Origin of the sequence: Acinetobacter lwoffii, from assembly GCF_019048525.1 — a bacterium.
Classification (GTDB): Bacteria; Pseudomonadota; Gammaproteobacteria; order Pseudomonadales; family Moraxellaceae; genus Acinetobacter; species Acinetobacter lwoffii_K.
The window spans coordinates 53,438-76,285 of record NZ_CP077369.1 but is presented as its reverse complement, the minus strand read 5'-3'; the positions used below and the strand labels follow the sequence as shown (position 1 = coordinate 76,285).

The window sequence follows — 22,848 nt, the reverse complement described above, 5'->3', positions numbered from 1 at the left end:
CATGGAACAAGAATTAATCCGTCAAACGCCGTTGTGGGCTGAAAACTGGCCAATTGCCTATTCAGTCATTCAAGCGATTGTGATCTTGCTGGTTGTAGTACTGATCGCTGCGTTGATGTCTTTTATTGAACGTCGTTTACTCGGCTTGTGGCAAGACCGTTATGGTCCGAACCGTGTTGGTCCGGGCGGTATGTTCCAGATTGTTGCCGACATGCTGAAAATCATGTTCAAGGAAGACTGGACACCTAAGTTTGCTGACAAATTGACGTTCCGTATGGCGCCAGCAGTTGCGATGGCAACTGCGGTGCTGTCGTTCATGGTTATTCCTGTATCACCTTATTTAGGTGTAGCAGACATGAACATCGGCCTGTTGTTCTTTATGGCAATGGCGGGTATTGCAGTTTATGCAGTCCTGTTCGGTGGCTGGTCATCAAACAACAAATATGCCTTACTGGGCGGTTTACGTTCTGCGGCTCAGACCATTTCTTATGAAGTGTTCTTGGGTATCTCGTTGATGGGTGTGGTGGCAATTGCCGGCTCATTCAACATGCGTGAAATCGTTGAAGCGCAAAAAGATGTTTGGTTTGTAATTCCCCAGTTCCTGGGTTTCTTGATCTTCGTGGTTGCGGGTGTTGCGGTAACGCATCGTCATCCATTTGACCAACCAGAAGCAGAACAGGAACTGGCAGAAGGTTACCATGTTGAATACGGCGGTATGAAGTGGGGGATGTTCTTCGTTGCGGAATACGTCAACGTGGTACTGATCTCTGCATTGATCGTGACGTTATTCTTCGGTGGCTGGCTTGCGCCATTCAACCTTGATATTCCGTTCCTTCCAGCAGCATTCTGGTTCATTATCAAAACAGCATTCTTTGTAATGATGTTTGTACTGGCGCGTGGTTCATTAATGCGTCCACGTTATGACCAGGTGATGAACTTTGGTTGGAAAATTTGCTTGCCATTGGCGTTGGTTAACCTTTTGGTAACTGGTGCTGTGATTCTGATGAATCAGGCCTAAGACAGCAGGGAGAACAAAATGTTTAAATTTCTAGCTGGATTCGGGTCAATCGTTCGTTCGTTGTGGATGGTGTTCAGCCACGCAACACGTAAACGTGACACCATTTTATATCCGGAAGTGCCGGCCGAAGAAATCGTGCCACCACGCTTCCGTGGTCGTATCGTATTGACGCGCGACCCTGATGGCGAAGAACGCTGTGTGGCATGTAACCTGTGTGCGGTTGCCTGTCCGGTAGGCTGTATTTCACTACAAAAAGCAGAACGTGAAGATGGTCGCTGGTATCCGGAATTTTTCCGTATCAACTTCTCGCGTTGTATTTTCTGCGGTATGTGTGAAGAAGCGTGTCCAACCACTGCGATTCAGATGACCCCGGACTTCGAGCTTGGCGAATATGTTCGTCAGGACTTGGTCTATGAAAAAGAACACCTGCTGATTTCTGGTCCTGGTAAATATCCTGACTATAACTTCTACCGTGTAACCGGTATGGCAGTTGCAGGCAAGGACAAAGGTCAAGCACAGCGTGAAAGTGCACCTGTTGATGTACGGAGTCTATTACCATGATGTGGCCATTTTATTTAATGGCCCTCGTGGCCATTGTCTCTACGGTTCGCGTGGTCACTAACGCGAATCCGGTACATGCTTTATTAAGCCTGATCGTGTCATTGCTTGCAGTCGCAGGCATGTTCCTGATCGTCGGTGCGCCATTCGCTGGTGCGCTGGAAGTGATCGTTTATGCGGGCGCGATCATGGTGTTGTTCGTGTTCGTGGTAATGATGCTGAACCTAGGTGAGCAGACCGTTGAACAAGAACGAAAATGGTTGACTTCATCGGCTTGGGCTTATCCGGCGTTGATGAGCTTCCTGATCGGTTTGGTGCTGGTATGGGTATTAAACTCTGATTACACACAAGCTTCACTGGTAATGGGTACAGAAATGGTGGGCCCGAAAGCAGTGGGTCAAGCACTCTTTACGCAATACTTGTTGTTGGTTGAAGTTGCCGCGATGTTATTGCTTGCTGCCTTGGTAGCTGCATTCCATTTGGGTAAACGTGAACCAGATGCAGAAGAGGAAAAAGAATAATGGGCAACATCCCTTTAGAGCATGGTTTGATCGTTGCATCTATTCTCTTTGCACTGGGTTTTTACGGTGTAATGGTGCGACGCAACCTACTATTTATTTTAATGAGCCTTGAAATCATGATGAACGCTGCTGCTTTAGCGTTCGTCCTGGCGGGCAGTGCATGGGCACAGCCAGATGGTCAGATCATGTTTATCCTGATCCTGACGCTTGCTGCGGCAGAGGCTTGTATTGGTCTTGCGATCGTCCTTCAGTTCTATCATCGCTTCCATCACCTGGATGTGGATGCTGCTAGTGAGATGCGCGGATGAGTTATTTATATCTAACAATTTTATTTCCGCTCATTGGTTTTGTCCTGTTAGCGGCGGGGCGCAACAAGCTCCCGGAATCTGTTGCAGCCATTATTGGTGTCGGTGCAGTCGGTTTATCTGCACTGTTCGCACTGATTGCAGGGATGGACTTTGTGAATAATGGTTCAACTGCAGTTGTGCAACATCTTTGGACCTGGTTCAGTGTTGGCGGTTTTGCTCCGGGCATCAGCTTACAGCTGGATGGCTTGTCTTTATTGATGCTGGGCATGGTGACAGGTGTGGGTTTCTTGATTCACATCTTTGCATCATGGTACATGCGCGGTGAAGAAGACTTCGCACGTTTCTTCTCTTACTTCAACCTGTTCGTTGCGAGCATGTTGTTGCTGGTATTGGGCGATAACCTGGCCTTATTGTTCCTGGGCTGGGAAGGCGTAGGTCTGTGTTCATACCTGCTGATCGGTTATTACTACCAGAACCCTGCAAACGGTCTGGCGGCAATCAAGGCATTTACCGTGACCCGTATCGGTGACGTATTCTTGCTGATTGCCATGTTCCTGATCTTCCAGCAATTCGGTACCTTGAACATTCAGTACATCGTTGAAAATGCAGCGACTGTAATGACCCAAAGTTCATCTTTGACTATCTGGACAGCATTGTTATTGTTCTTGGGTGCGGCGGGTAAATCTGCACAGATCCCGTTACAAACATGGTTAGCCGATGCGATGGCAGGTCCAACACCTGTTTCTGCATTGATCCATGCTGCAACGATGGTAACAGCGGGTGTTTACCTGTGCTGCCGTCTATTCGCAGTCTTTGAACTTGCACCAGAAGTGATGGTATTTATTTCGATCACAGGTGCGGTGACCTTGCTTGTGGCTGGTTTTGCTGCACTGGTTCAAACCGACATCAAACGTATTCTGGCATACTCAACCATGAGTCAGCTCGGTTATATGTTTATGGCGGTAGGTGCTGAAGCATACCAGGCAGGTCTGTTCCATATGCTGACTCACGCATTCTTCAAGGCATTATTGTTCTTGTCGTCTGGTGCGGTGATTCTGGCTTACCATCACGAACAAAACATCTTCAAGATGGGCGGTCTGTTCTACAAGAACAAATTCCTGTTTGCATGTTTCGCGATTGGTGGCGGTGCATTGGCAGCGATTCCATTCCTGACGATTGGTTTCTTCTCAAAAGATGCGATTCTTGCTGCAGTCTGGACGCAAAGTCATATTGCTGGTTTGCCAGTATATAACACACTGTACTGGGTCGGTGTTGCAGGTGCATTCTTAACCTCTATTTATACATTCCGTTTAATTTGGGTTGTATTCTTTGGCAAAGAAAACACACCTTATCATGAAATCCAAGGTGCAACTTACTGGGCGCCACTGGCAATTCTTGCTGTACTTTCAACAGGTCTGGCGATCGTCCTGAAAGCACCGGTAATGAGCATTCTGGATGCAGCCCAAATTCCAGCCTTCATTATTCCTGAAGCGCTTGAAGCAGGTGCACATGGTGCTGAATACATCGCAATCGCTGTTGCTTTAACAGGTCTTGCAGTCGGTGTCGTGCTGTTCGCTTTTGCTTACAATGCAGTCAAACGTTTTGCAGCCACTTCTGTAGGTGCTGGCCTGGTCAACATCTGCCGTAACGCATTAGGTTTCGATACGCTGTATGACCTCATTTTCGTGAAGCCATATTTAATGTTCGCGAAGATCTTTGGTCGTGATCCAATTGATGGCCTATGGCTGGTACTTCCTGCACTTGTTAAAGGTGGTCACAGCTTTACAAGTTCACGTCAAACCGGTTCACTGCGTGAATATGCATCTAGTATGGGGCTCGGTGTCGTTGTCCTACTGATGATCTTGATCGTGATTCAGGTCGTGGGGAAATAAAATGGAAGCTCCAAACAATATTATTTTGCCGGCTCTGATCCTCATTCCGTTCATTGCAGGTTTCATATGCTGGTTGGTCGATAAACTCGACCAACACTTGCCGCGTTATATCGCGCTGATCGGTATGCTGGTGACCTTGGTCTTGACCATAGTCCTTTGGCAGACTGGTACTTACAACTATGAATTAGGCGGTGCTACACCTTCGTGGGCTGCCGAATTCAAATTGCCTTGGATTCAAACCCTGGGCATTAACATTCACTTAGCAGTGGATGGTTTATCACTTCTTATGGTTGGCTTGACTGCACTCCTGGGTGTATTGGCAGTAGGCTGTTCATGGGGCGAGATTCAAAAGAACGTTGGTTTCTTCCACTTGAACCTTTTATGGTCTTTAGGTGGTGTCATCGGTGTGTTTCTGGCGATTGACTTATTCCTGTTCTTCTTCTTCTGGGAGATGATGCTGGTGCCGATCTACTTCCTGATTGCCCTTTGGGGTCATAAAGGGGCAGAGGGCAAGTCACGTGTTTATGCAGCTAACAAGTTCTTCATTTACACGCAGGTTGCCGGTTTGGTGATGCTGATTGGTATCCTTGGTCTGGTGACTGTGGGCTATACCATGACTGGCGAAATCCGTTTCGACTACAACTATCTATTAGGTGTGGCGAATACGCTTGACGCTCAGGCGCCAGCGGTGGCTTATGCATTCATGATCTGTTTATTCATCGGTTTTGCGGTAAAACTTCCAGTTTTCCCATTACACGGCTGGTTACCAGATGCGCATGCGCAAGCACCAACAGCGGGTTCTGTCGATCTTGCAGGTATCTTGATTAAGACTGCGGCGTACGGTTTATTACGTTTCGTGATTCCGTTCTTCCCGGCAGCGTCTGCACAGTTTGCAGACTTCGCAATCATTCTTGGTTTAATCGGTATTTTCTACGGTGCTTGGTGTGCTTTCCAGCAAACCGACATGAAACGCCTGTTGGCTTATACCTCTATTTCACACATGGGCTTCGTTTTACTTGCGATCTACGCAGGTAACATCCTGACCTTCCAAGGTCTGATGATCATGATGTTGGCACATGGTATTTCATCTGCTGCACTGTTCATTATGTGTGGTCAGGTATATGAGCGTGTGCATACGCGTGATATGCGTTTGATGGGTGGTATGCGTGGTCAATTCCCGTATCTTGCATTCTTCCTGATGTTCTTCGTTGCGGCGTTGGTTGGTATTCCAGGTCTAGGTAACTTCATTGGTGAGTTCCTGATCCTGATGGGTGCTTATGCGAAATTCCCGGCGTTTACCATTCTTGCGGCAATCAGCTTGGTATTTGCGGGTTTGTACGGTTTGATCCTGATTCACAAAGCCCTGTTTGGTGTACCAAATGAAGCACAACAGCAGCACTATACAAATCCATTAAAAGATCTAAATGCACGTGAAATCGCATTATTGTTGATCTGTGCGTTTGGTCTACTTTGGCTTGGTCTATATCCACAAAGCTTCCTTGACGTTTCTAACTCAAGCATGGCGTGGTTAGCGAATAGCTACATTCCAGTTCAAGAAGTGGTTGAAGTTGCTGATCAAGTAACGACTCAACTTGAAAATGTGGAGATCCAATAAGCCATGAACTTCACAATGTCTTTTTCTGAGCTTATGCCTCTAGCGCCTGTGATGGTCGTGTCGTTAACTGCGATCGTCGTGATGTTGCTGACCGCAATCAAGCGTAACCATAACCTAGTGGCTACCACAACGGTGATTGGTTTAAACCTTGCTGCGTTCTATATCATTTTCGTTTTGTTGGCGGGCGTATTTGCACCTGCCAACGTGATGAATCTGTTCATCGTAGATCCATTTACGATGCTGTACCAGTTTGTGATCCTGGTTGCTGCACTTGCATGTGCAACGCTATCTCACGCGTATATCGAAACCTATAAAGATAACCGTGAAGAGCTGTATATCCTGATCCTGACATCCGTTGCGGGTGCCATGCTAATGGTAGCTAGCTCACACTATGCATCATTCTTTATCAGCCTTGAGTTGATGTCGATTCCTGTATACGGCTTGTTGGCATATACACATCAACGTTCTCAATCGCTTGAAGCGGGTGTGAAATATCTGGTGCTTTCAGCAACTGCATCTGCAATGCTGCTCATGGGTATGGCATATATTTATGCATATACAGGTACTTTAAGTTTCGTTGCGGAACCAGGCAAACTGTTTACTGTATTCAGTCAACCGGCTGTCGTGATTGGTCTGGCATTAATTGTATTTGCGGTCGCATTTAAATTATCGCTTGCACCATTCCATAAATGGACACCAGACGTATACGCTGGTGCACCAGCGCCAATCGCGACTTTCCTTGCGACTGTTGCGAAAGTAGCCATGATTGGTCTGTTTGTGCGTTATGCGTTGTCTTCAGGTTTAATTCTGGCAGACAGCTTTGTAACAATCATTTCGATTATTGCGGTTCTGTCTATCCTTGCTGGTAACTTGCTGGCGGTTCGCCAGGTGAACTTGAAACGTATCTTGGCATACTCTTCAATTGCACACTTTGGTTATTTGCTGGTTGCCATCGTAAGTTCACGTAATACGGATTTCTTACAAGTTCAAGGTTTTGCAACTTTTGAAAGTGTAAACGTTTATGTGATTACCTATGTATTAACGACGATCGGTGCGTTCGGTGTTGTTACGCTAATGTCTAGTCCGTATAACAATACGGATGAAGCGGGTAGTCTGGCTGAATACCGTGGTTTGTTCTGGCGCCGTCCAGTATTAACTGCTGTATTAACCGTAATGATGCTGTCTCTTGCAGGTATTCCTTTAACTGCCGGCTTTATCGGTAAGTTCCTGGTAATTAAAACTGCGGTTGCAGGCGAAGCCTGGTTCCTGACTGCGATGGTTATCTTGGGTTCTGGTATCGGTTTGTACTACTACCTACGTGTGATGGTTGTGCTTTACATGACACCACCTGAAACACCACGTCTAGATGCGGTGAATCATTGGGGTCAAAAAGTCGGTGGTATCATGGTACTTCTTGCTGCGCTTGCGGTACTTGTGATCGGTGTCTACCCAGATCCGGTGATTGCAGTGTCTAAATATGCATTCTTTGCCATGTCACCTGAATTGCAACAGTTCATTTTCACTTTGGTTCAAAGTGGTTTTAACTAATATCTGCAAAGATTGACGTTATTACAAAAAAGCCTCCATGATTGGGGGCTTTTTTATTTATACAAATCAATAAAAGCCTTTATAATAGCGGAAATTTATCTTTAACCTTTTAGGTGTTCTCCCGTGGCAATCCATGAAATCCGTCATCCACTCATTCGACATAAGCTTGGTTTACTCCGTCGTGCAGATATCAGTACCAAGAATTTCCGTGAGTTAGCTCAAGAAGTGACCATGCTTCTAACTTATGAAGCAACTAAAGACCTGCCAATGGTTGAACATGACATTGATGGCTGGAATGGTGCTGTTACAGTTGACCGTATTGCGGGTAAAAAAATCACGGTTGTGCCAATTCTACGTGCCGGTATTGGTATGCTCGACGGTTTCTTGAACCTGATTCCAAGTGCAAAAGTATCAGTACTTGGTTTAGAGCGTGATGAAGAAACTCTGGAAGCACGTACCTATTATAAAAAACTGGTTCCAGACGTACAAAACCGTATCGCGATGATCATTGATCCAATGTTGGCGACTGGTTCTTCTTTAGTGGCTGCCATTGATGTACTGAAAGCCAGCGGCTGTAAAGATATTCGTGTGATGGTTCTGGTTGCTGCACCAGAAGGCATTAAGCGTGTAGAAGCTACGCATCCGGATGTGGTGATTTTTACTGCTTCTATCGATAATGGCTTAAATGAAAATGGTTATATCGTTCCAGGTCTTGGCGATGCTGGCGATAAAATCTTTGGTTCAGTTCAAAAAGACTAATTTTTGAATATGATGAAAAAAGGGGCTACTACAGCCTCTTTTTTATATAATGTAGACAGGGCATTTTCAGGATAGGACAATAGCATGAAAGATGAATTGTATCAGGGCAAAATCAAACAGTATGACCCTGCCAAAGGTTTCGGTTTTATTGGCTGCGCTGAGGGAGATGTATTCTTCCATATTTCAGACTTCCCTGCGGCAGAAGGCGAGCCAAAACGTAATGAACGCGTAAAATTTAATGTTGTTGAAAATGGCGATAAGTACAAAGCGATTAAGATTGAACGTGTCGAAGACAACTCAAAGAAAGCTAAAAAAACCAAAGTGGCAACACACAATAAATCAATTACATCGGCATTGTTAAATAACTTCCGTGGTTAATGGATTATTCTCATACTTAATCTTTTTTAATCACATTTAAAAAGAGGCTTTCGAGCCTCTTTTTTTATAGCACCACCGCTTACATATTTAAAGAGACAGATAACACATAAAAAATCCACCGAACAGCAACAATGCTGAACATTTCCTTGGGCTTAGAATATAAATTAAATGAAGTCTATAGAGAAAAGTGTCATGTTTAGGGATGGAAAAATTAAAACTTACGATTCCGAACGTGGTATGGGTACTTTGGAGTTGATAGGAGAAGCTCAAGATTTAAGTTTCGAGTTACAGGATTTACCTTCGCCTGAAATTGAACCACAAATTGGAGAGCGGCTTAAATTTAGAATCATTCCCCAACAAGGCAGCATGAAATTAGACAACATGGTACGTCTGGATATTAAAGTGCAGGATGAATTTGTGCCAGAAGTCGTCGCCTTGCAATCCTTGGCACCCACAGTCGGTGTTCCTGTACGTAATTCACTTTTCTTTAGTCCGACCCTATGGCTGGCATTGGCATCAGCTGTTGGTTTTATGATTTTTGGCGAAGTATAAATAAAAACAGAAATTTTATTTTTTTACTTTTAACTAGGGATCTATTCTTCCGCCATAAGATGCACTTCTAGTTTTTATGTTTCTACTTTAGAGAATTTTACAAAAGATTTTCAGTCTCTTTTTGATTACAATCATAAAAAATATTAAAGATAAGAGCGAATTATGTTTCAAGAGGGGAAAATCAAAACTTATAACGAAGATCGTGGTTTTGGTTTTATTCAGATCGAAGGGCAATCCAAAGATTTATTTTTCCATGTCAAAGACTTTCCCAATAAAAATATTCCGCCAAAAATGGGGGAAAAATTAAAGTTTTTGATTGTGGAAGATAATGGAAAGTTTAAGGCAAACCATATTATTCGCTTGGATATTAAGCAAGAAGTTCCTGTTACACAAAACAATGATCTACATGGAGATAGTGAAACCAGAGCTTCTCTACGTTATGAAAAGAAAAAATCATCAACTACATCAAAAATAATCACAATATCAGGACTGGTGATTATGGTGATTCTTGCTGTTCTTGTTTATAACAAATACCAAAGCTACCAAGTTCAAAAACAGCAAAAGCTGGAAGGACTGATGGTAGAGCAGCAACGAATTGTCGCTGAACAGCGAGCAGCGCAAGGTGATCTACCTATGCAAGGATTATCTGAGCAGGGCAGGAAGAACCTGGAAAATCGTGGTGCTGAGTTAAGAAGCCAAAGTAACCCAGTTAATTCGAAAACTTCAGAAACGACTTCGCCATCTGTATCTCAATTTAAATGCGATGGTCGAGAACACTGTAGTCAGATGGGTTCTTATGAGGAAGCATTATTTTTCATTCGTAACTGTCCAAATACTAAAATGGATGGTGACGGCGATGGGATACCATGTGAAAGTCAGTTTTGATGAATCCTAAAAAAAGCACCTGAAGGTGCTTCTAATATTTTAGCTTTCACAAAAATTCATAAAGGCTCTCAGACCTGGACCCTGATATTTCTGGCGATGTACCAGCATGAACAGCGGACGAGTCAGCGACCAGAATGGTGTATCCAGAATTACCAGTTGACCTTTTTCACGTAAAGGCTCAATCGCAAGTTTAGAAATGCAGGACATACCAATTCCGCCCGCTACAATTTTTAAAATCGCTTCATTATGACCGAGTGTTAGACGGATATTGGCATCTGGTACATCTTTCAAGATGGCATTGTCAAACACCTCACGGGTACCTGAACCTTCTTCACGCAAAATCCATTCTACAGATTTGAAATCTTCAGCGGTTAGTTCACGGTTCAATTGCGCAAGAGGGTGGTCTGGCGCACAGCACACAGCCAGCTCATCATCACGCCAATGGATACATTGGAGCTGTGGCAAATGACATGAACCTTCAATTAAGGCAAGATCCAGCTGGAACTGATTCACCGCTTCAATCATTTGACGGGTATTACCGACTTGAAGCTGTAAATGTGCTTGCGGCTTGATTTTCAAGAAATCGGCCATTAGGTCAGGAATCAGGTAATCTGAAATCGTCAGGGTTGCACCTAAACGTAAATCGATACTTTGAAGCTCACCTTTAGCGACTTGTTCAAAAGATTCACAACGACCTAAAATTTCCAGGGCTTGAGGGAGAAGAAAGCGCCCCAGGTCATTCAGCTGTAAACGTTTGCCTAGACGGTCAAATAGTGGAGCACCCAGACCATCTTCCAGATCTGCTAAAGCCATACTAGCCGCACTTTGTGTAAGCTTGACGGCATCGCTAGCCTTCGTTACGGTACCCTCTTGTGCCACTGCTACAAAAACAGCCAATTGGCGTAAAGTCATGCGCATGAGTAGAGCCTTAACATTTAAAAAATATTAATAAATTATGTTGCCATGCTACCATGAGCACAGTCTTTCATGCCACGTTGAAATCATGTCAATTGAAAAATTTACCCGAGAAAAAGTTTTATCTGTACACCGTTGGACCAATACATTATTTAGTTTTACGATGACACGCCCGGCACATTTTAAGTTTACCGCAGGGCAGTTTGCGCGTATTGGTTTGCAAGTGGGGGATGAACTGGTGGTTCGTGCCTATTCGGTAGTGTCCTCTCCTTTTGATGAAACTCTGGAGTTTTTCTCGATTGTCGTTCCAGAAGGTAAATTTACCTCCAATTTACAGCACCTCAAAGTCGGGGATGAGCTGCATCTGGAAAAAATTCCTTATGGTTATCTGACTCTGGCACGTTATCAATTGCCTTTGCCTAAAGATCTATGGTTACTGGGTACCGGTACGGGGCTGGCACCGTTTATTTGCATGTTGCAAGACTTTGAAACCTGGAGCAAATACGAAAAAATTAATCTGGTTTATAGTGTACGCACCCGGGCAGAACTCGCTTATGTAGACCGGATTCAGGAAATCGCTGAAACCTTTGGCGAAGGACATACTGGTTTTAAATTTATCCCGATTATTACCCGTGAACCCGATGCACCTTTACACGACCGTTTACCGATTTTGATTGCCAATGGTGAGCTGGAAAAGGCAGCAGGTATCGCGTTTAATCCGGAAACGACGCATGTCATGCTTTGTGGTAACCCGGATATGGTCGATGATACCAAAGAAGCCTTAAAAGCTCGTGGCCTGACCATGAACCGTCGTGGTGAAGGAAATATTGCGGTCGAGAATTACTGGTAAGGTTGAAGGATTTATGAGCAAAACCCCCTGCTTGAAGGCAATGCGGTTCCTTTAACAGGAGCGGCATTGTGATCTAAGGGATAACGGTTTTTTAACATTTTGACTCTCCGAAGCCTTGTAGGCCTCTCTAAAACAAACTACCTATCCCTGTCTAAGTTCCGACAGCCCAGCCGGATAATGCTCTTGTCCCCAGTGCTGATCGGTCTGGTGAAATAGCCACTCCACAGAATCTGCACCAAGATGTTTACGTGTATTGGTTAGACTAATGCGCGTCAGCAAGTCATAAGAGGCTAACCACTGAGTGCAAATATTGAGTCTTCTTGCTGCTTCATGGATGAGGACATCACGGAAAATCGCCATTCCAAGAACCAGCCAAAGTACCTGATCCGCAGGCAAGCACCGCCTGCGAATAGTCGCGGGACTGCTCAACCTGAGTGTGGACTTGACCCACTCAACGGGGATATTGTGAATAAAAGTACTCAGATTCGAGAGCTTAAACAGATTGTTAAGATCTAAAATATCCTGCTGAAATACCATAAAAAAATCCGATGCCAAACCTGACATCGGATTCTCTAATGAATTCCAAAATGATTCAAATGCTTAAGTAAACAGCATTGCCCATTGCGGAGGTTTTTTCGATTCAAGCTTAATGCACAAACATATCCATTGATTCACGGATTTCCTGAATGGCGGTTTCGACATCGGGACTGAGCCAGGTCGGTTCAAAAAATCCGGCATAGTGCTCAATACGGTCTGCAGGCACCACCAGGCGCACTGGACAGTCTTCTTCCAGTAAACGCCATGGAATAATCGGCACTTCATTATCCAGCCATGCTGTCACATCTCGAATATCGATAATCATCGCATTCACACAGTCCGGAAAAGGCATCACGGAAAATTCTTCGGTACGACGACGGAAATATTCCAGATCCTGCCAGCGAAGCAGGAAGCTTGGCTTGCTAAATTCAATAATTCCAATCAGATGCTGATCACGGCTGTAGTGCAGCGTACATTGATGTGTGACGTCAGTATCAAGATCAAGCGATACACTTTGTTGACGATACGCCATATAACTCGGGTGTATAAATGAGAAGGTGGATAATTATAACGCATTTCATCGCTGAAAGGCAGCGTCTCAACTGTCTTCACTAAAGCCTGCGGAACCGGTATGGCTTATGCATATCTTCACGGAACAACGATAAAAACAACGAGGTTGCTATGTCAGAGTCAAAAAGTGTGATTGATACCAGTGTGACTGAAACAGCAGTACAAGAAGATTATTTTGCCTTGCGCCAGCTCAAGAAAGGCGCCGTAGGTTGGCTGCTTCTCGTCGGTCTGGGGGTCGCGTATGTGATTTCCGGTGACTTCGCTGGCTGGAATTTTGGTTTGGCACAGGGGGGGTGGGGAGGCATGTTTATTGCGACCATTGTGGTGGCATTCATGTATCTGTGTATGTGTCTGGCCATGTCCGAAATGTCGACCATGCTGCCGACTGCAGGTGGGGGTTACAGTTTTGCTCGTACTGCTTTTGGTCCCTTTGGCGGCTATCTGACCGGGAGTGCCATCCTGATTGAATATGCCATTGCTCCGGCAGCAATTGCCTGTTTCATTGGTGCCTATTGCGAAGCCTTGTTTGGTATTGGCGGCTGGATCATTTATCTGGTGAGCTATCTGGTTTTTATGGGCTTGCATCTGAAAGGTGCAGGTGAAGCACTCAAGATCATGTTTGTGATTACCGCAATTGCTGCGGTTGCCTTGATGGTGTTTATCTTTGGCATGTTGCCTCATTTTAATAGTGCAAACCTGTTTGATATTGCGGTCAGTACGGAAGCGGCGGGTGCAAGCAGTTTCCTGCCATTGGGCTATCTGGGCATCTAGGCAGCAGTGCCTTATGCGATCTGGTTTTTTCTGGCAGTTGAAGGTGTCCCGCTGGCAGCAGAGGAGGCCAAAGAGCCAGCTAAATCCTTGCCGCGTGGCCTGATTGGTTCCATGCTGATTCTGGCATTCTTTGCGCTAAGTATTTTGTTACTCGGTCCTGGCGCAGCAGGTGCAGATACGCTGAAAAATTCCGGTGCACCGCTGGTGGATGCCTTGGTGGCGGTCTATGGTGCCAATACCTGGATGGCAAGTTTCGTGAATTTTGTCGGTCTCGCTGGTCTGATTGCCAGTTTCTTCTCGATTATCTATGCCTATTCCCGTCAAATTTTTGCGCTCTCACGTGCCGGTTATTTACCGAAAAAATTGTCCTTAACCAACAGCAATCATGCACCTTATTTGGCCATCATTATTCCGGGGATTATTGGCTTCCTGCTGTCCCTTTCAGGTGAAGGTGATCTGCTGATTCTGATGGCGGTCTTTGGTGCCACCATTTCCTATGTTTTGATGATGATGTCTTATATCAAACTGAAATTGTCCCGGCCGAATCTGGTACGTCCTTATCAGGCACCGGGCGGTATTGTGACTGCGTCCATTGCGCTGGTACTTGCTGCGATTGCCGTGGTGGCAGGCTTTCTGGTCGATCCAAAAGTCTGGTTAATGGCAGCTGCCATTTACGTTGCACTGATTCTCTATTTTCTGCTGTATAGCCGCCATCATCTGGTGGCCGGGACACCGGAAGAAGAATTTGCCCGTATCGAGGCAGCAGAAAAGGAATTGAAATAAATTATCTAGCAGGGAGAACTTGCTTATGTTGTATCAGATTAATGTGGCCAGTCAGCATTATGTCTTTGAGGATTTAAAAACCCTGTTGGCTAAGGCTACGCCTGAACGTTCTGGCGATCAGCTGGCAGGGATTGTGGCCACTGATGCAACCGAGCGTGTTGCTGCACAAATGTGTCTGGCAGAAGTACCATTACAGCAGTTTTTGCAAGAAGCTGTGGTTCCTTATGAAGAGGATGAAATCACCCGCCTGATTATGGATGAACATGATGCTGATGTCTTTTATCCGATCTCGCATTTTACTGTGGGGGATTTTCGTAACTGGCTGCTCAGTGCAGATGCCACCATAGAAAAGATTACGGCCTTAAAAATGGGCCTGATTCCAGAAATGGTCGCAGCGGTTAGTAAAATCATGCGCAATCAGGATCTGATTCTGGTGGCAAAAAAATGCCGAGTAGTGACTCGGTTCAGAAATACCATCGGGCTGGCAGGGCATCTTTCTACCCGCTTGCAGCCGAACCACCCGACTGATGATCTGATAGGCATTTCAGCTTCGATTCTGGATGGACTAATGTATGGCAATGGTGATGCCGTGATCGGGATTAATCCGGCCACAGATAATCTGCAGAATTTGACTGAGCTGCTCAAACTGCTCGATCATGTCATTCAGGAATATGAGATTCCGACTCAATCTTGTGTTTTGACCCATATTACTTCTGGCATTCAGCTGGCAAATAAAAATGTTCCGATTGATCTGATGTTCCAGTCCATTGCGGGAACCTAAACAGCCAATACTGGTTTCGGTATCAATCTGGCGCTGCTGCAGGAAGGCTATGAAGCTGCCTTAAGCCTGCAACGCGGCACAGTGGGCCAAAATGTCATGTATTTTGAAACCGGACAGGGCAGTGCCTTATCCAGCAATGGCCATCATGGCGTGGATCAACAGACCCTGGAAGCGCGTGCCTACGCCGTGGCGCGTAAGTTTAATCCCTTGCTGGTCAATACTGTAGTCGGCTTTATCGGGCCAGAATATCTGTATAACGGCAAGCAGATTATCCGGGCCGGGCTGGAAGATCATTTCTGTGGCAAGCTGCTCGGTGTGCCAATGGGCTGTGATATTTGCTACACCAATCATGCCGATGCCGATCAAGATGATATGGATGCACTGCTGACCTTGCTTGCCAATGCCGGATTGAATTTTATCATGGGTATTCCCGGTTCAGATGACGTGATGTTGAACTATCAGACGACCTCCTTTCATGATGCGCTCTACATCCGGCAATTACTGGGATTAAAACCGGCACCCGAATTTGACTACTGGCTGGAGCATCAGGGAATTTTGGCGCAACAGTCTAATCAGCTGCACTGGCCAACAGAGTTGCCGAAGCAATTTTCACGTCTAATCCTGTCTTGAGGAAGTACTATGAAACTGATTGCCGATGTGAAATTTGAGTCCCAATTACAGGATAATCTCTGGCAGAAATTAAAAGCCTTTACTGATGCACGGATTGCCTTAGGTCGAACTGGGGGCAGCTTGCCGACTCGACCAAGTCTGGAATTTCAGTTGGCACATGCGCAAGCTAAAGATGCGGTACTGAAGCCACTTGATGTTGAATTCTTAAAATCTGGCTTAGCTAAAACGGGACTGCCTATTCTGGAAATTGAAAGCCAGGCGGTAGAGAAAGATCTTTATCTTAAACGTCCCGATCTTGGGCGTGTGCTTTCAGAACAGTCCAAAACGATATTGCAGCAATACCGGGCCGAACATCAGCAACATTGGGATGTAGCCATTGTGCTGGGAGATGGACTATCAGCACGTGCCATTGAGGAAAATAGCCTGCATTTTATTTCGGCCTTGCTAGAGGCATGCAAAGAACAAGGCTGGCAGATTGCCCCCTTAGTGATTGCCCGTGGCAGTCGTGTGGCACTGGGTGATGAATTGGCAGAAATTTTACAGGCGAAAATGCTGGTCATGCTAATTGGCGAACGGCCGGGTTTGAGCTCACCTGATAGTATGGGAATTTATTACACTTATAATGCTTTTAAAGGGTGTCATGATGCCTTGCGCAACTGTATTTCCAATGTCCGTTCTGCGGGCTTGGCCTATCCACTAGCTATCCAGCGACTGGTCGCATTGATGCGTAAATCCTGTGAGTTACAGCTTTCAGGGGTGCAGTTGAAAGATGAACACGAAACCCCAGTCGATATGCAACATAGCCCAGCCAAACGGCTATTTTAAAGTAGCATCTAGCAGAGAATTCTGATGGATTAGTGACTTACATCCCGTCACCATCTCACTATGTTTTGTCACAGAAGCCCTATTCACAGCTTGTTATTCTAAAAATCTACTTATGAATAACAAAGAGTGAGGATGGTTATGGTCGATGATTTCAATAAAAAACCACCTTTAAATCATCAGGCAGACGTGACGCAGAAAAAGCGTATCCCTGTTTATATCTTGATTTTGGTCGGTATTTTCTTACTCGCACTACTGTTCTATATGTTTGCTGACATGAATCCAGATGCGAATGATGCTCCTGCAGGACATCCAAATCCGAATGTACAGCCTGCTACCCCAAATAATTCAACTCCAGTCGGTGAGCCTACACAAGGCACCGCCACCATGAATGATGGAACGGAAGCTACAGCAACCGTGGGTGATGGCACAGAAGCAACAGCAACTGCGACTGATGGACAGGCGACTCAATAACTGAAAATACCTGAAAAGCTCTAGTGAACCACTGGGGCTTTTTTGCAATGGATGGTGATGTTTTAAGGTAGTGCCATCTACCTGGCTTGAGCCTGAAAACATCAAATCTAATATGAATCCGGAAAAAGAAGGGGCTGATTGTTTCAGGGAGATGCCCCCGATTTCAGATAAATAGCTTAATAACAAAGAGGGTAGAACAACATGAATGATTATATGAGAAGCCCGCGTGGTGGCTTCGATGCCATGTACTATTGGGATCAGTTCCATCCCATTCTTAGTGCAATTGCCATATTAGTAATTGGCTGGATCATTGCGTTACTGGTCTCGGCAGGCGTTAAAAAGCTCTTGCAAAAACTGGGCACCAATACACATTTAAATACGGCGACAGGTCATCACTCCAATGTGGAGAGCATTATCGCCCGCGTCGTGTTCTGGATTATTCTGATTATTGCCGTGATTGGTGCGCTGAACGTGCTCAATCTTACCAGTGTCAGCGGTCCATTCAGTAATATGATCCAGCAGTTCCTGTTATTTATCCCGCAGTTACTAGGTGCAATTGCAGTCGGATTCATAGGTTGGATTGTGGCCAATCTGGTGAAGATAGGGCTACAAAAACTGCTAGACCGAACGCAACTGGATGAAAAACTCAGTGCTGAAGTCGGTGTCAGTCCGATTAGTAAAAACATCAGTGAAATTGCTTACTGGTTAATTTTATTACTGTTCTTGCCAATCGTGCTGTCTATTCTGGGTCTCAACGGTCTGCTGTTACCAGTTCAGAATATGCTGACCGATGTTGTTAGTTACTTACCAAACATCTTCATTGCTGCAGTCATCATTTTTGTCGGTTATATCCTGGCGAAAATTGTGCGCGGTATTGTTGAAGGACTATTAAACAGTCTGAACGTACAGCAACATGCTGAAAAAGTAGGCATCTTCAAAAACTCGAATGTTTCTCAGGTGATTGGTTCATTTATCTTCGCCGTGGTGATCATTACGGCACTGATCATTGCATTTGAAGCATTGGGTATCGAGGCCATTTCTCAGCCTGCTACAGCCATGCTATATGAAATCATGAATGCCATTCCGAATATTATCGCTGCTGCGTTGATTCTGATTCTGGCGTATGTGGTCTCTAAACTGGTAGCACGTCTGGTAGTTGAAGTAGTTGCCGGTACAGGTGTTGATGAAATTCCTGCCAAACTGGATATCCAGCGTTTTTTAGGCACGACTAAACTTTCCAGTGTAGTCGGTTTCCTGATCGTTTTATTCACCATGCTATTTGCGGTATCTGAAGCAGCGAACCGTCTGGGCTTTGAACAGATCAGTGGTCTTATTGCAATGTTCATCTACTTCGGTGCCAATATCCTGCTCGGTGCGGTGATTCTGGTAATCGGTTTCTGGCTGGCAAATATTGTTGCGAATATCGTACAACGTGGTGAATATAACAGCTCACGCTGGTTAGCCAATCTGGTTCGTGTTCTGATCATGGGACTCGTTGTGGCAATGGGTCTGCGTGCCATGGGTATTGCCGATTCAATTGTTAACTTGGCATTTGGTCTAACTTTGGGTGCTGTAGCAGTGGCATTTGCCTTGGCATTTGGTTTGGGTGGTCGTCAACCTGCGGAGCGTGTACTCACAGATTTGATTGATAAAGCCAAACGAGAAGCCAAAGACCCTAACCCAGTCAAAGAAAAAGCTGAGAACAGCATATTTTCTGGATTAGGTAGCAAGACCACAGGTACAAGTGCAGCCGACATGTCAGGTACTACAGGTGCGGCGATGGGTATGAGTTCTACAGATAGCTCAATGAGCCAGTCCTCTGGTGGTTCGCAAACTGCTACGGGTATTAGCGATTCCTCAATCACAACTCCAGGAGCAGGCATCGTGCCAAATCAGGATTCAGACAAGAGTACGCCTATGAGTACGGATTTATCCCATACTACCCCGGCAATCCTTACCACTGCACCACAGGATGATGAGTCATTAGGTATTGATCCTGTCAATCCGGATGCGGATCAGGCCGTACCAGATTCAGTAAAAGTCGATCCGACTCATCCACCAGCCAATAATCCATTTGGTTCAACCGGAGAAAAAGAGCCAGATGTCGATATTGACCGTTCAACTCAGAAAAAAGATGACCTGAAATAACCTGTTATCTTTAAGCAAAATCGACCACGCTCATGTGGTCGATTTTGTTCAGTCATAAGGAAAAATGAATGAATACCAAGAAACCTAACAAAGTTCTGGCTCCTTTAGTCATTGCAGGAATTACGATTGGCTTTTTTACCGCTGCCTATCGATTTATTTTTGTGAAGAGCACACAGGACGAGCAGTCTGAGCGAGAGCTAGATAAGAAAATACCAGAGACAGACGAATTTAACTGAGAAGTCAATCCTGCTCAGTCACTAGTAATAGAATTTATTTTTTAAAAAATATAGAATATTCAAGTGAATACTAAAATGATTTTGGTATTTTTCTTGCATTAAAAATATAAAGAAAAGGAGATCAACAATATGTGGAAAGTATTGCAACATAAATTCATGGCATCTTCAGCAGATAACGTACCGCTATGTCTGCGAGAAGCGCAGAAAATGCAGCTGACGATTGACCGTTTAACAAATACGGCCAATCTCAACCTGTTTAAAACAGATTATCTGGAATGAGTTAAGTAGCAATCCAGATCATCTATTGATTAAATATATTCCGATGCGGCATGCGCAGATGACCATGCCCATTGGAAATTATAGCCGCCCAAATGTCCGGTAACATCCAGCACTTCACCAATAAAATACAAGCCTTTCTGCTTTTTACTTTCCATGGTTTTTGAGGATACTTCCGTGGTGTCTACACCACCCAAAGTCACCTCCGCTGTACGGTAGCCTTCAGTTCCTGAAGGTTTCACTTCAAAGCCATGCAGACGTGCCGCAATCTGTTCCAGCTTGTCATCACTGATATTGCCAATGGCAGTTTCAGCGCTTTCAGTCCAGATTATACTTTGTAATTCAGCCACCACACTTTTCGGTAAATATTCATTGAGTAGTGTACGTAACAAGACTTTGGGCTGGCTTTGTTTTTTGGATTTGAAGAAATCCAACAGATCAACACTTGGAAGAAAATCTACCTTAAAGCTCTGCCCGACATTCCAGTAGTTGGAAAGTTGCAGGGAACTTGGCCCACTTAAACCGCGATGGGTAAATAGTAGCGCTTCGGTAAAGCTATTAAGCTCATTCGAGAGTGTTGCTTCTACGGCATTGCCGCTTAAGCGCGTGGTGACTTCTTTAAATCCGTCAGAGAAGGTAAATGGAACCAGTCCGGCACGGGTTGGATAGACGTGATGTCCAAACTGTTTTGCAATCTCATAGCCAATGCCTGAACCGCCAAGCGTAGGAATCGATAAACCACCGGATGCCACGACGACAGATTCAACTTCAAAGTATCCCAGTGAGGTTGCCACCTGAAAACCTTGATCATCGACTGGATTGACTGCTTTCACTTCGCAGCTGGTTTTGATATCGACCAGACCGGTTTTGTCACATTCCGCCAGCAGCATCGACAAGATATCTTTTGCACCATTTAAGGTAAACAGCTGTCCATGTTTGCGCTCTTCATAGGCAATACCGTATTCACATACCAAGCCGATAAAGTCCCAGTTGGTATAACGCGTTAAAGCTGAAATCACAAAATGTGGATTGTGTGAAATGTAATTGCTCGGTTCGACTTCCAGATTGGTGAAATTACATTTACCACCGCCAGACATCAGGATTTTTTTGCCAACCTTATTGGCTTTTTCCACTACCACGACTTTACGCCCACGTTGCGCAGCCATATACGCCGTCATTAAACCTGAGGCACCGGCACCTATGACTAGAACATCGTATTGCTTGGAAGACATCACACACTCAAGGGAGAAGAAAAGGGAAGCATTATAGACAATTTTATTTCAGCTTTCTCTATTCCAGAAAAATCAGTTCCGTGATTGCAGATTCACAGTGGATTTTAAACATAAAATATTTGAAAGCTGTCTAAAACTCATGCATAGTTTTTGTACAAACTAAAAACATAATAACAAGGAAAAGCGAATGGCAAGCGCGGAAGATTTAAAACAATATAATCTCATTACTTATATTCTTTATATTTTAGGATTTTTTCTTGGTCTGACCCCATTTATTGCGATTGTGATGAATTATATCAAGCGTGATGAAATGCGCGGTACCTGGCTGGAAAGTCATGTCGACTGGCAAATTAAAACCTTCTGGATCAGTTTGCTGGGCTATATCGTCGGTGGCTTATTGACTGTGATCTTGATTGGTTTCCTGATTGTATTTCTGGTCTTTATCTGGCATATCTACCGCTTGGTCAAAGGGTTAATTGCCTTAAATAATAATCAACCGATTGAAGCTTAGGTTGCTGTAAAACCAAAGGGAATATGACGGCCTTGCAGACCACCAGTATGAATCACCAACAGTTTTGATCCAGCCGGAAAATAATTTTTCTCGATTAGATCAAAAATCCCCATCAGCATTTTAGCCGTGTAGATCTGCTCCAGTGGAATTGCAAATTCCGCTTCAAAATCCCGGATAAACTGCATCAAGGCTGCACTGGTTTTGGCATAGCCACCACAGCAATAATCATCGAGAATATTCCAGTTGGTTTTTTTCGTCAGCTGGGCGACTTCATCTTTTAAAAATGAACCTTTCAGTGCAGAAAATCCTAAAACCTGTTGATGCCCATGACTGGCTTCGATCAATCCACTGATGGTGCCACCGGTGCCTACTGCACAACAAATCACATCAAATTGCGCATCGCCATCTTTTAATATTTCCTGACAACCTTGAATCGCCAAAGCATTGGTTCCACCTTCAGGAATAATATAATGTTCAGGAAATTGTTGAGCGAGTTCGGCCAAATACTCAGGCTGTTGCTTGCGTCGATATTCATCACGACTGACAAAGTGCAGTTGCATCCCGAATTGCTGGGCGGTGGCTAATGTTGGATTCAATGGGTGATCAGCCAGTTCTTCACCTCGAATCATACCAACACTCTGAAAACCAAACTGCTGTGCGGCAAATGCAGTAGCGGCAATATGATTGGAATAAGCACCTCCAAAACTCAGAATATGCTGATAATCCTGTCTTTTGGCTTCAAGAAAATTGTATTTCAGTTTAAAAAACTTGTTGCCCGAAATTTGCGGATGCACCAGATCCAGACGACGTATTGTTAAAGTAATATCGTGAAAATTAATCTGTTGATCTGGAATATTTTGAGCAATTTTTTCAAACATAGACATTAAGATAGTAGGTTATTAAAACATTATAGCGGAAGTGCTAAAAATCAGAGCTTTTCAATAAGCCATTATTCGCTGAGAGCTATGGAGTTGGTTGTAGATTGTCACAAATATTCTGCTGATAATCTAAATAACAATGCTAATCTAAACAGAGGAAACCCTGAGGAGGGTAGAATAATGAAAATATTATCCTATGCTGTGTGGGTCGGCATGCTGCTCAGTCTGTCGGGCTGTGATGATGCGATGAATAAACCTAAAACAGAAACCCGCACCATGATTATTGGTGGCGTACCTGTACATGAGCAGGATTATCAACTGCTAGACAAGCATTTGAGTGCTCAGGATCAGTTGAAACCTTAAGTAATTGCTATAGTTGAAATTCATGACAAATCCAGAA

The 22,848-nt window shown here is 44.6% G+C and carries 23 protein-coding genes and 3 pseudogenes; 21 read left to right on the top strand and 5 right to left on the bottom strand.

Annotated elements, in window-relative coordinates; all coding sequences use genetic code 11:
- Position 1: 1 nt before the first annotated feature.
- The 11 genes from nuoH to I6L24_RS00320 all read left to right on the top strand — a co-directional run bounded on the left by nuoH (position 2) and on the right by I6L24_RS00320 (position 10,034).
- Positions 2 to 1,018 carry an NADH-quinone oxidoreductase subunit NuoH gene (nuoH, locus tag I6L24_RS00370; protein WP_004280772.1) on the top strand — a complete coding sequence of 339 codons (1,017 nt, stop codon included), beginning with the start codon at positions 2 to 4 and terminating at the stop codon, positions 1,016 to 1,018.
- Positions 1,019 to 1,036: 18 nt separating this feature from the next.
- Positions 1,037 to 1,579 carry an NADH-quinone oxidoreductase subunit NuoI gene (gene nuoI / locus I6L24_RS00365; protein ID WP_004280771.1) on the top strand — a complete coding sequence of 181 codons (543 nt, stop codon included), beginning with the start codon at positions 1,037 to 1,039 and terminating at the stop codon, positions 1,577 to 1,579.
- Positions 1,579 to 2,097 (top strand): NADH-quinone oxidoreductase subunit J, encoded by a 519-nt coding sequence (gene nuoJ, locus I6L24_RS00360; protein ID WP_171054322.1) that lies wholly within the window; start codon positions 1,579 to 1,581, stop codon positions 2,095 to 2,097. Before nuoI ends, nuoJ begins: the two co-directional genes overlap by 1 nt.
- Entirely contained in the window at positions 2,097 to 2,405 is a 309-nt protein-coding gene (gene nuoK, locus I6L24_RS00355; protein ID WP_004280769.1) for an NADH-quinone oxidoreductase subunit NuoK, read from the top strand. Before nuoJ ends, nuoK begins: the two co-directional genes overlap by 1 nt.
- Complete coding sequence (gene nuoL, locus I6L24_RS00350; protein WP_216986262.1) at positions 2,402 to 4,297, top strand: NADH-quinone oxidoreductase subunit L; 1,896 nt, start codon at positions 2,402 to 2,404, stop codon at positions 4,295 to 4,297. Before nuoK ends, nuoL begins: the two co-directional genes overlap by 4 nt.
- A gap of 1 nt (position 4,298) precedes the next feature.
- Positions 4,299 to 5,912 (top strand): NADH-quinone oxidoreductase subunit M, encoded by a 1,614-nt coding sequence (nuoM, locus tag I6L24_RS00345; RefSeq protein WP_004280767.1) that lies wholly within the window; start codon positions 4,299 to 4,301, stop codon positions 5,910 to 5,912.
- Positions 5,913 to 5,915: 3 nt separating this feature from the next.
- A complete protein-coding gene (gene nuoN / locus I6L24_RS00340) occupies positions 5,916 to 7,460 on the top strand; it encodes an NADH-quinone oxidoreductase subunit NuoN (RefSeq protein ID WP_216986261.1) in 1,545 nt (514 codons plus the stop codon).
- A gap of 123 nt (positions 7,461 to 7,583) precedes the next feature.
- Positions 7,584 to 8,219: a uracil phosphoribosyltransferase gene (upp, locus tag I6L24_RS00335; RefSeq protein WP_004280765.1), complete on the top strand. Its 636-nt coding sequence runs from the start codon at positions 7,584 to 7,586 to the stop codon at positions 8,217 to 8,219.
- Between the two features lie 84 nt (positions 8,220 to 8,303).
- Positions 8,304 to 8,597, top strand: coding sequence for a cold shock domain-containing protein (locus tag I6L24_RS00330; protein ID WP_004732065.1), 294 nt, complete (start codon positions 8,304 to 8,306; stop codon positions 8,595 to 8,597).
- A gap of 192 nt (positions 8,598 to 8,789) precedes the next feature.
- Positions 8,790 to 9,149, top strand: a complete 360-nt coding sequence (locus I6L24_RS00325) for a hypothetical protein (protein WP_216986604.1) — start codon at positions 8,790 to 8,792, stop codon at positions 9,147 to 9,149.
- Between the two features lie 162 nt (positions 9,150 to 9,311).
- A complete protein-coding gene (locus tag I6L24_RS00320) occupies positions 9,312 to 10,034 on the top strand; it encodes a cold shock domain-containing protein (RefSeq protein WP_216986260.1) in 723 nt (240 codons plus the stop codon).
- A gap of 39 nt (positions 10,035 to 10,073) precedes the next feature.
- On the opposite strand, the gene gigC is transcribed toward I6L24_RS00320, so the two are convergent.
- Positions 10,074 to 10,952 carry a LysR family transcriptional regulator GigC gene (gigC, locus tag I6L24_RS00315; RefSeq protein WP_004280761.1) on the bottom strand — a complete coding sequence of 293 codons (879 nt, stop codon included), beginning with the start codon at positions 10,950 to 10,952 and terminating at the stop codon, positions 10,074 to 10,076.
- An 85-nt stretch (positions 10,953 to 11,037) separates the two neighbouring features.
- Between gigC and I6L24_RS00310 the strand changes: the two genes are divergently transcribed.
- The gene (locus I6L24_RS00310) at positions 11,038 to 11,799 is read left to right on the top strand and encodes a ferredoxin--NADP reductase (protein ID WP_004280760.1); all 762 of its coding nucleotides are present in this window, start codon (positions 11,038 to 11,040) and stop codon (positions 11,797 to 11,799) included.
- Between the two features lie 174 nt (positions 11,800 to 11,973).
- On the opposite strand, the pseudogene I6L24_RS00305 reads toward I6L24_RS00310, so the two are convergent.
- Positions 11,974 to 12,336: pseudogene (locus tag I6L24_RS00305) on the bottom strand (transposase domain-containing protein); the annotation flags it as partial.
- Between the two features lie 109 nt (positions 12,337 to 12,445).
- A complete protein-coding gene (locus I6L24_RS00300) occupies positions 12,446 to 12,868 on the bottom strand; it encodes a hypothetical protein (RefSeq protein ID WP_004280758.1) in 423 nt (140 codons plus the stop codon).
- Between the two features lie 149 nt (positions 12,869 to 13,017).
- On the opposite strand from I6L24_RS00300, the pseudogene eat reads away from it, so the two are divergent.
- From eat to I6L24_RS00265, 7 genes and pseudogenes are all read left to right on the top strand, one after another.
- A pseudogene (eat, locus tag I6L24_RS00295) lies at positions 13,018 to 14,460 on the top strand (ethanolamine permease).
- Positions 14,461 to 14,485: 25 nt separating this feature from the next.
- Positions 14,486 to 15,871: pseudogene (locus I6L24_RS00290) on the top strand (ethanolamine ammonia-lyase subunit EutB).
- Positions 15,872 to 15,880: 9 nt separating this feature from the next.
- Positions 15,881 to 16,696, top strand: coding sequence for an ethanolamine ammonia-lyase subunit EutC (gene eutC / locus I6L24_RS00285; RefSeq protein ID WP_216986259.1), 816 nt, complete (start codon positions 15,881 to 15,883; stop codon positions 16,694 to 16,696).
- A gap of 138 nt (positions 16,697 to 16,834) precedes the next feature.
- Positions 16,835 to 17,167: a hypothetical protein gene (locus I6L24_RS00280; protein WP_005106219.1), complete on the top strand. Its 333-nt coding sequence runs from the start codon at positions 16,835 to 16,837 to the stop codon at positions 17,165 to 17,167.
- A gap of 201 nt (positions 17,168 to 17,368) precedes the next feature.
- Entirely contained in the window at positions 17,369 to 19,315 is a 1,947-nt protein-coding gene (locus tag I6L24_RS00275; protein ID WP_216986258.1) for a mechanosensitive ion channel, read from the top strand.
- A 68-nt stretch (positions 19,316 to 19,383) separates the two neighbouring features.
- Positions 19,384 to 19,551: a hypothetical protein gene (locus I6L24_RS00270; protein ID WP_004280748.1), complete on the top strand. Its 168-nt coding sequence runs from the start codon at positions 19,384 to 19,386 to the stop codon at positions 19,549 to 19,551.
- A 129-nt stretch (positions 19,552 to 19,680) separates the two neighbouring features.
- The gene (locus I6L24_RS00265; protein ID WP_004280747.1) at positions 19,681 to 19,830 is read left to right on the top strand and encodes a hypothetical protein; all 150 of its coding nucleotides are present in this window, start codon (positions 19,681 to 19,683) and stop codon (positions 19,828 to 19,830) included.
- Between the two features lie 29 nt (positions 19,831 to 19,859).
- On the opposite strand, the gene I6L24_RS00260 is transcribed toward I6L24_RS00265, so the two are convergent.
- On the bottom strand, positions 19,860 to 21,059 hold the full coding sequence (locus I6L24_RS00260) for a BaiN/RdsA family NAD(P)/FAD-dependent oxidoreductase (RefSeq protein ID WP_085064448.1): 1,200 nt from the start codon (positions 21,057 to 21,059) through the stop codon (positions 19,860 to 19,862).
- A gap of 187 nt (positions 21,060 to 21,246) precedes the next feature.
- Here I6L24_RS00260 and I6L24_RS00255 point away from each other — a divergent pair, with 187 nt between their 5' ends.
- Positions 21,247 to 21,570 carry a DUF4870 family protein gene (locus I6L24_RS00255; protein WP_044111062.1) on the top strand — a complete coding sequence of 108 codons (324 nt, stop codon included), beginning with the start codon at positions 21,247 to 21,249 and terminating at the stop codon, positions 21,568 to 21,570.
- Here the strand turns inward: I6L24_RS00255 and I6L24_RS00250 are convergent.
- Positions 21,567 to 22,448 (bottom strand): 1-aminocyclopropane-1-carboxylate deaminase/D-cysteine desulfhydrase, encoded by an 882-nt coding sequence (locus I6L24_RS00250; RefSeq protein ID WP_044111059.1) that lies wholly within the window; start codon positions 22,446 to 22,448, stop codon positions 21,567 to 21,569. The two genes, I6L24_RS00255 and I6L24_RS00250, sit on opposite strands and share 4 nt — an antisense overlap.
- A 180-nt stretch (positions 22,449 to 22,628) precedes the next feature.
- Between I6L24_RS00250 and I6L24_RS00245 the strand changes: the two genes are divergently transcribed.
- Positions 22,629 to 22,811 (top strand): NF038215 family lipoprotein, encoded by a 183-nt coding sequence (locus I6L24_RS00245; RefSeq protein ID WP_085064447.1) that lies wholly within the window; start codon positions 22,629 to 22,631, stop codon positions 22,809 to 22,811.
- The last annotated feature ends 37 nt before the right edge of the window (positions 22,812 to 22,848 follow it).

Bases quoted from the DNA above. Each gene is read 5' to 3' on its own strand.
- nuoJ (WP_171054322.1), top strand. From the start codon at position 1,579: ATGTGGCCATTTTATTTAATGGCCCTCGTGGCCATTGTCTCTACGGTT.
- nuoI (WP_004280771.1), top strand. From the start codon at position 1,037: ATGTTTAAATTTCTAGCTGGATTCGGGTCAATCGTTCGTTCGTTGTGG.
- I6L24_RS00270 (WP_004280748.1), top strand. From the start codon at position 19,384: ATGAATACCAAGAAACCTAACAAAGTTCTGGCTCCTTTAGTCATTGCA.
- I6L24_RS00245 (WP_085064447.1), top strand. From the start codon at position 22,629: ATGAAAATATTATCCTATGCTGTGTGGGTCGGCATGCTGCTCAGTCTG.
- I6L24_RS00260 (WP_085064448.1), bottom strand. From the start codon at position 21,059: ATGTCTTCCAAGCAATACGATGTTCTAGTCATAGGTGCCGGTGCCTCA.
- nuoM (WP_004280767.1), top strand. From the start codon at position 4,299: ATGGAAGCTCCAAACAATATTATTTTGCCGGCTCTGATCCTCATTCCG.
- I6L24_RS00310 (WP_004280760.1), top strand. From the start codon at position 11,038: ATGTCAATTGAAAAATTTACCCGAGAAAAAGTTTTATCTGTACACCGT.
- I6L24_RS00265 (WP_004280747.1), top strand. From the start codon at position 19,681: ATGTGGAAAGTATTGCAACATAAATTCATGGCATCTTCAGCAGATAAC.
- eutC (WP_216986259.1), top strand. From the start codon at position 15,881: ATGAAACTGATTGCCGATGTGAAATTTGAGTCCCAATTACAGGATAAT.
- nuoH (WP_004280772.1), top strand. From the start codon at position 2: ATGGAACAAGAATTAATCCGTCAAACGCCGTTGTGGGCTGAAAACTGG.
- I6L24_RS00280 (WP_005106219.1), top strand. From the start codon at position 16,835: ATGGTCGATGATTTCAATAAAAAACCACCTTTAAATCATCAGGCAGAC.
- nuoK (WP_004280769.1), top strand. From the start codon at position 2,097: ATGGGCAACATCCCTTTAGAGCATGGTTTGATCGTTGCATCTATTCTC.
- I6L24_RS00325 (WP_216986604.1), top strand. From the start codon at position 8,790: ATGTTTAGGGATGGAAAAATTAAAACTTACGATTCCGAACGTGGTATG.
- nuoL (WP_216986262.1), top strand. From the start codon at position 2,402: ATGAGTTATTTATATCTAACAATTTTATTTCCGCTCATTGGTTTTGTC.
- I6L24_RS00255 (WP_044111062.1), top strand. From the start codon at position 21,247: ATGGCAAGCGCGGAAGATTTAAAACAATATAATCTCATTACTTATATT.
- I6L24_RS00275 (WP_216986258.1), top strand. From the start codon at position 17,369: ATGAATGATTATATGAGAAGCCCGCGTGGTGGCTTCGATGCCATGTAC.
- I6L24_RS00300 (WP_004280758.1), bottom strand. From the start codon at position 12,868: ATGGCGTATCGTCAACAAAGTGTATCGCTTGATCTTGATACTGACGTC.
- I6L24_RS00250 (WP_044111059.1), bottom strand. From the start codon at position 22,448: ATGTTTGAAAAAATTGCTCAAAATATTCCAGATCAACAGATTAATTTT.
- nuoN (WP_216986261.1), top strand. From the start codon at position 5,916: ATGAACTTCACAATGTCTTTTTCTGAGCTTATGCCTCTAGCGCCTGTG.
- gigC (WP_004280761.1), bottom strand. From the start codon at position 10,952: ATGCGCATGACTTTACGCCAATTGGCTGTTTTTGTAGCAGTGGCACAA.
- I6L24_RS00330 (WP_004732065.1), top strand. From the start codon at position 8,304: ATGAAAGATGAATTGTATCAGGGCAAAATCAAACAGTATGACCCTGCC.
- I6L24_RS00320 (WP_216986260.1), top strand. From the start codon at position 9,312: ATGTTTCAAGAGGGGAAAATCAAAACTTATAACGAAGATCGTGGTTTT.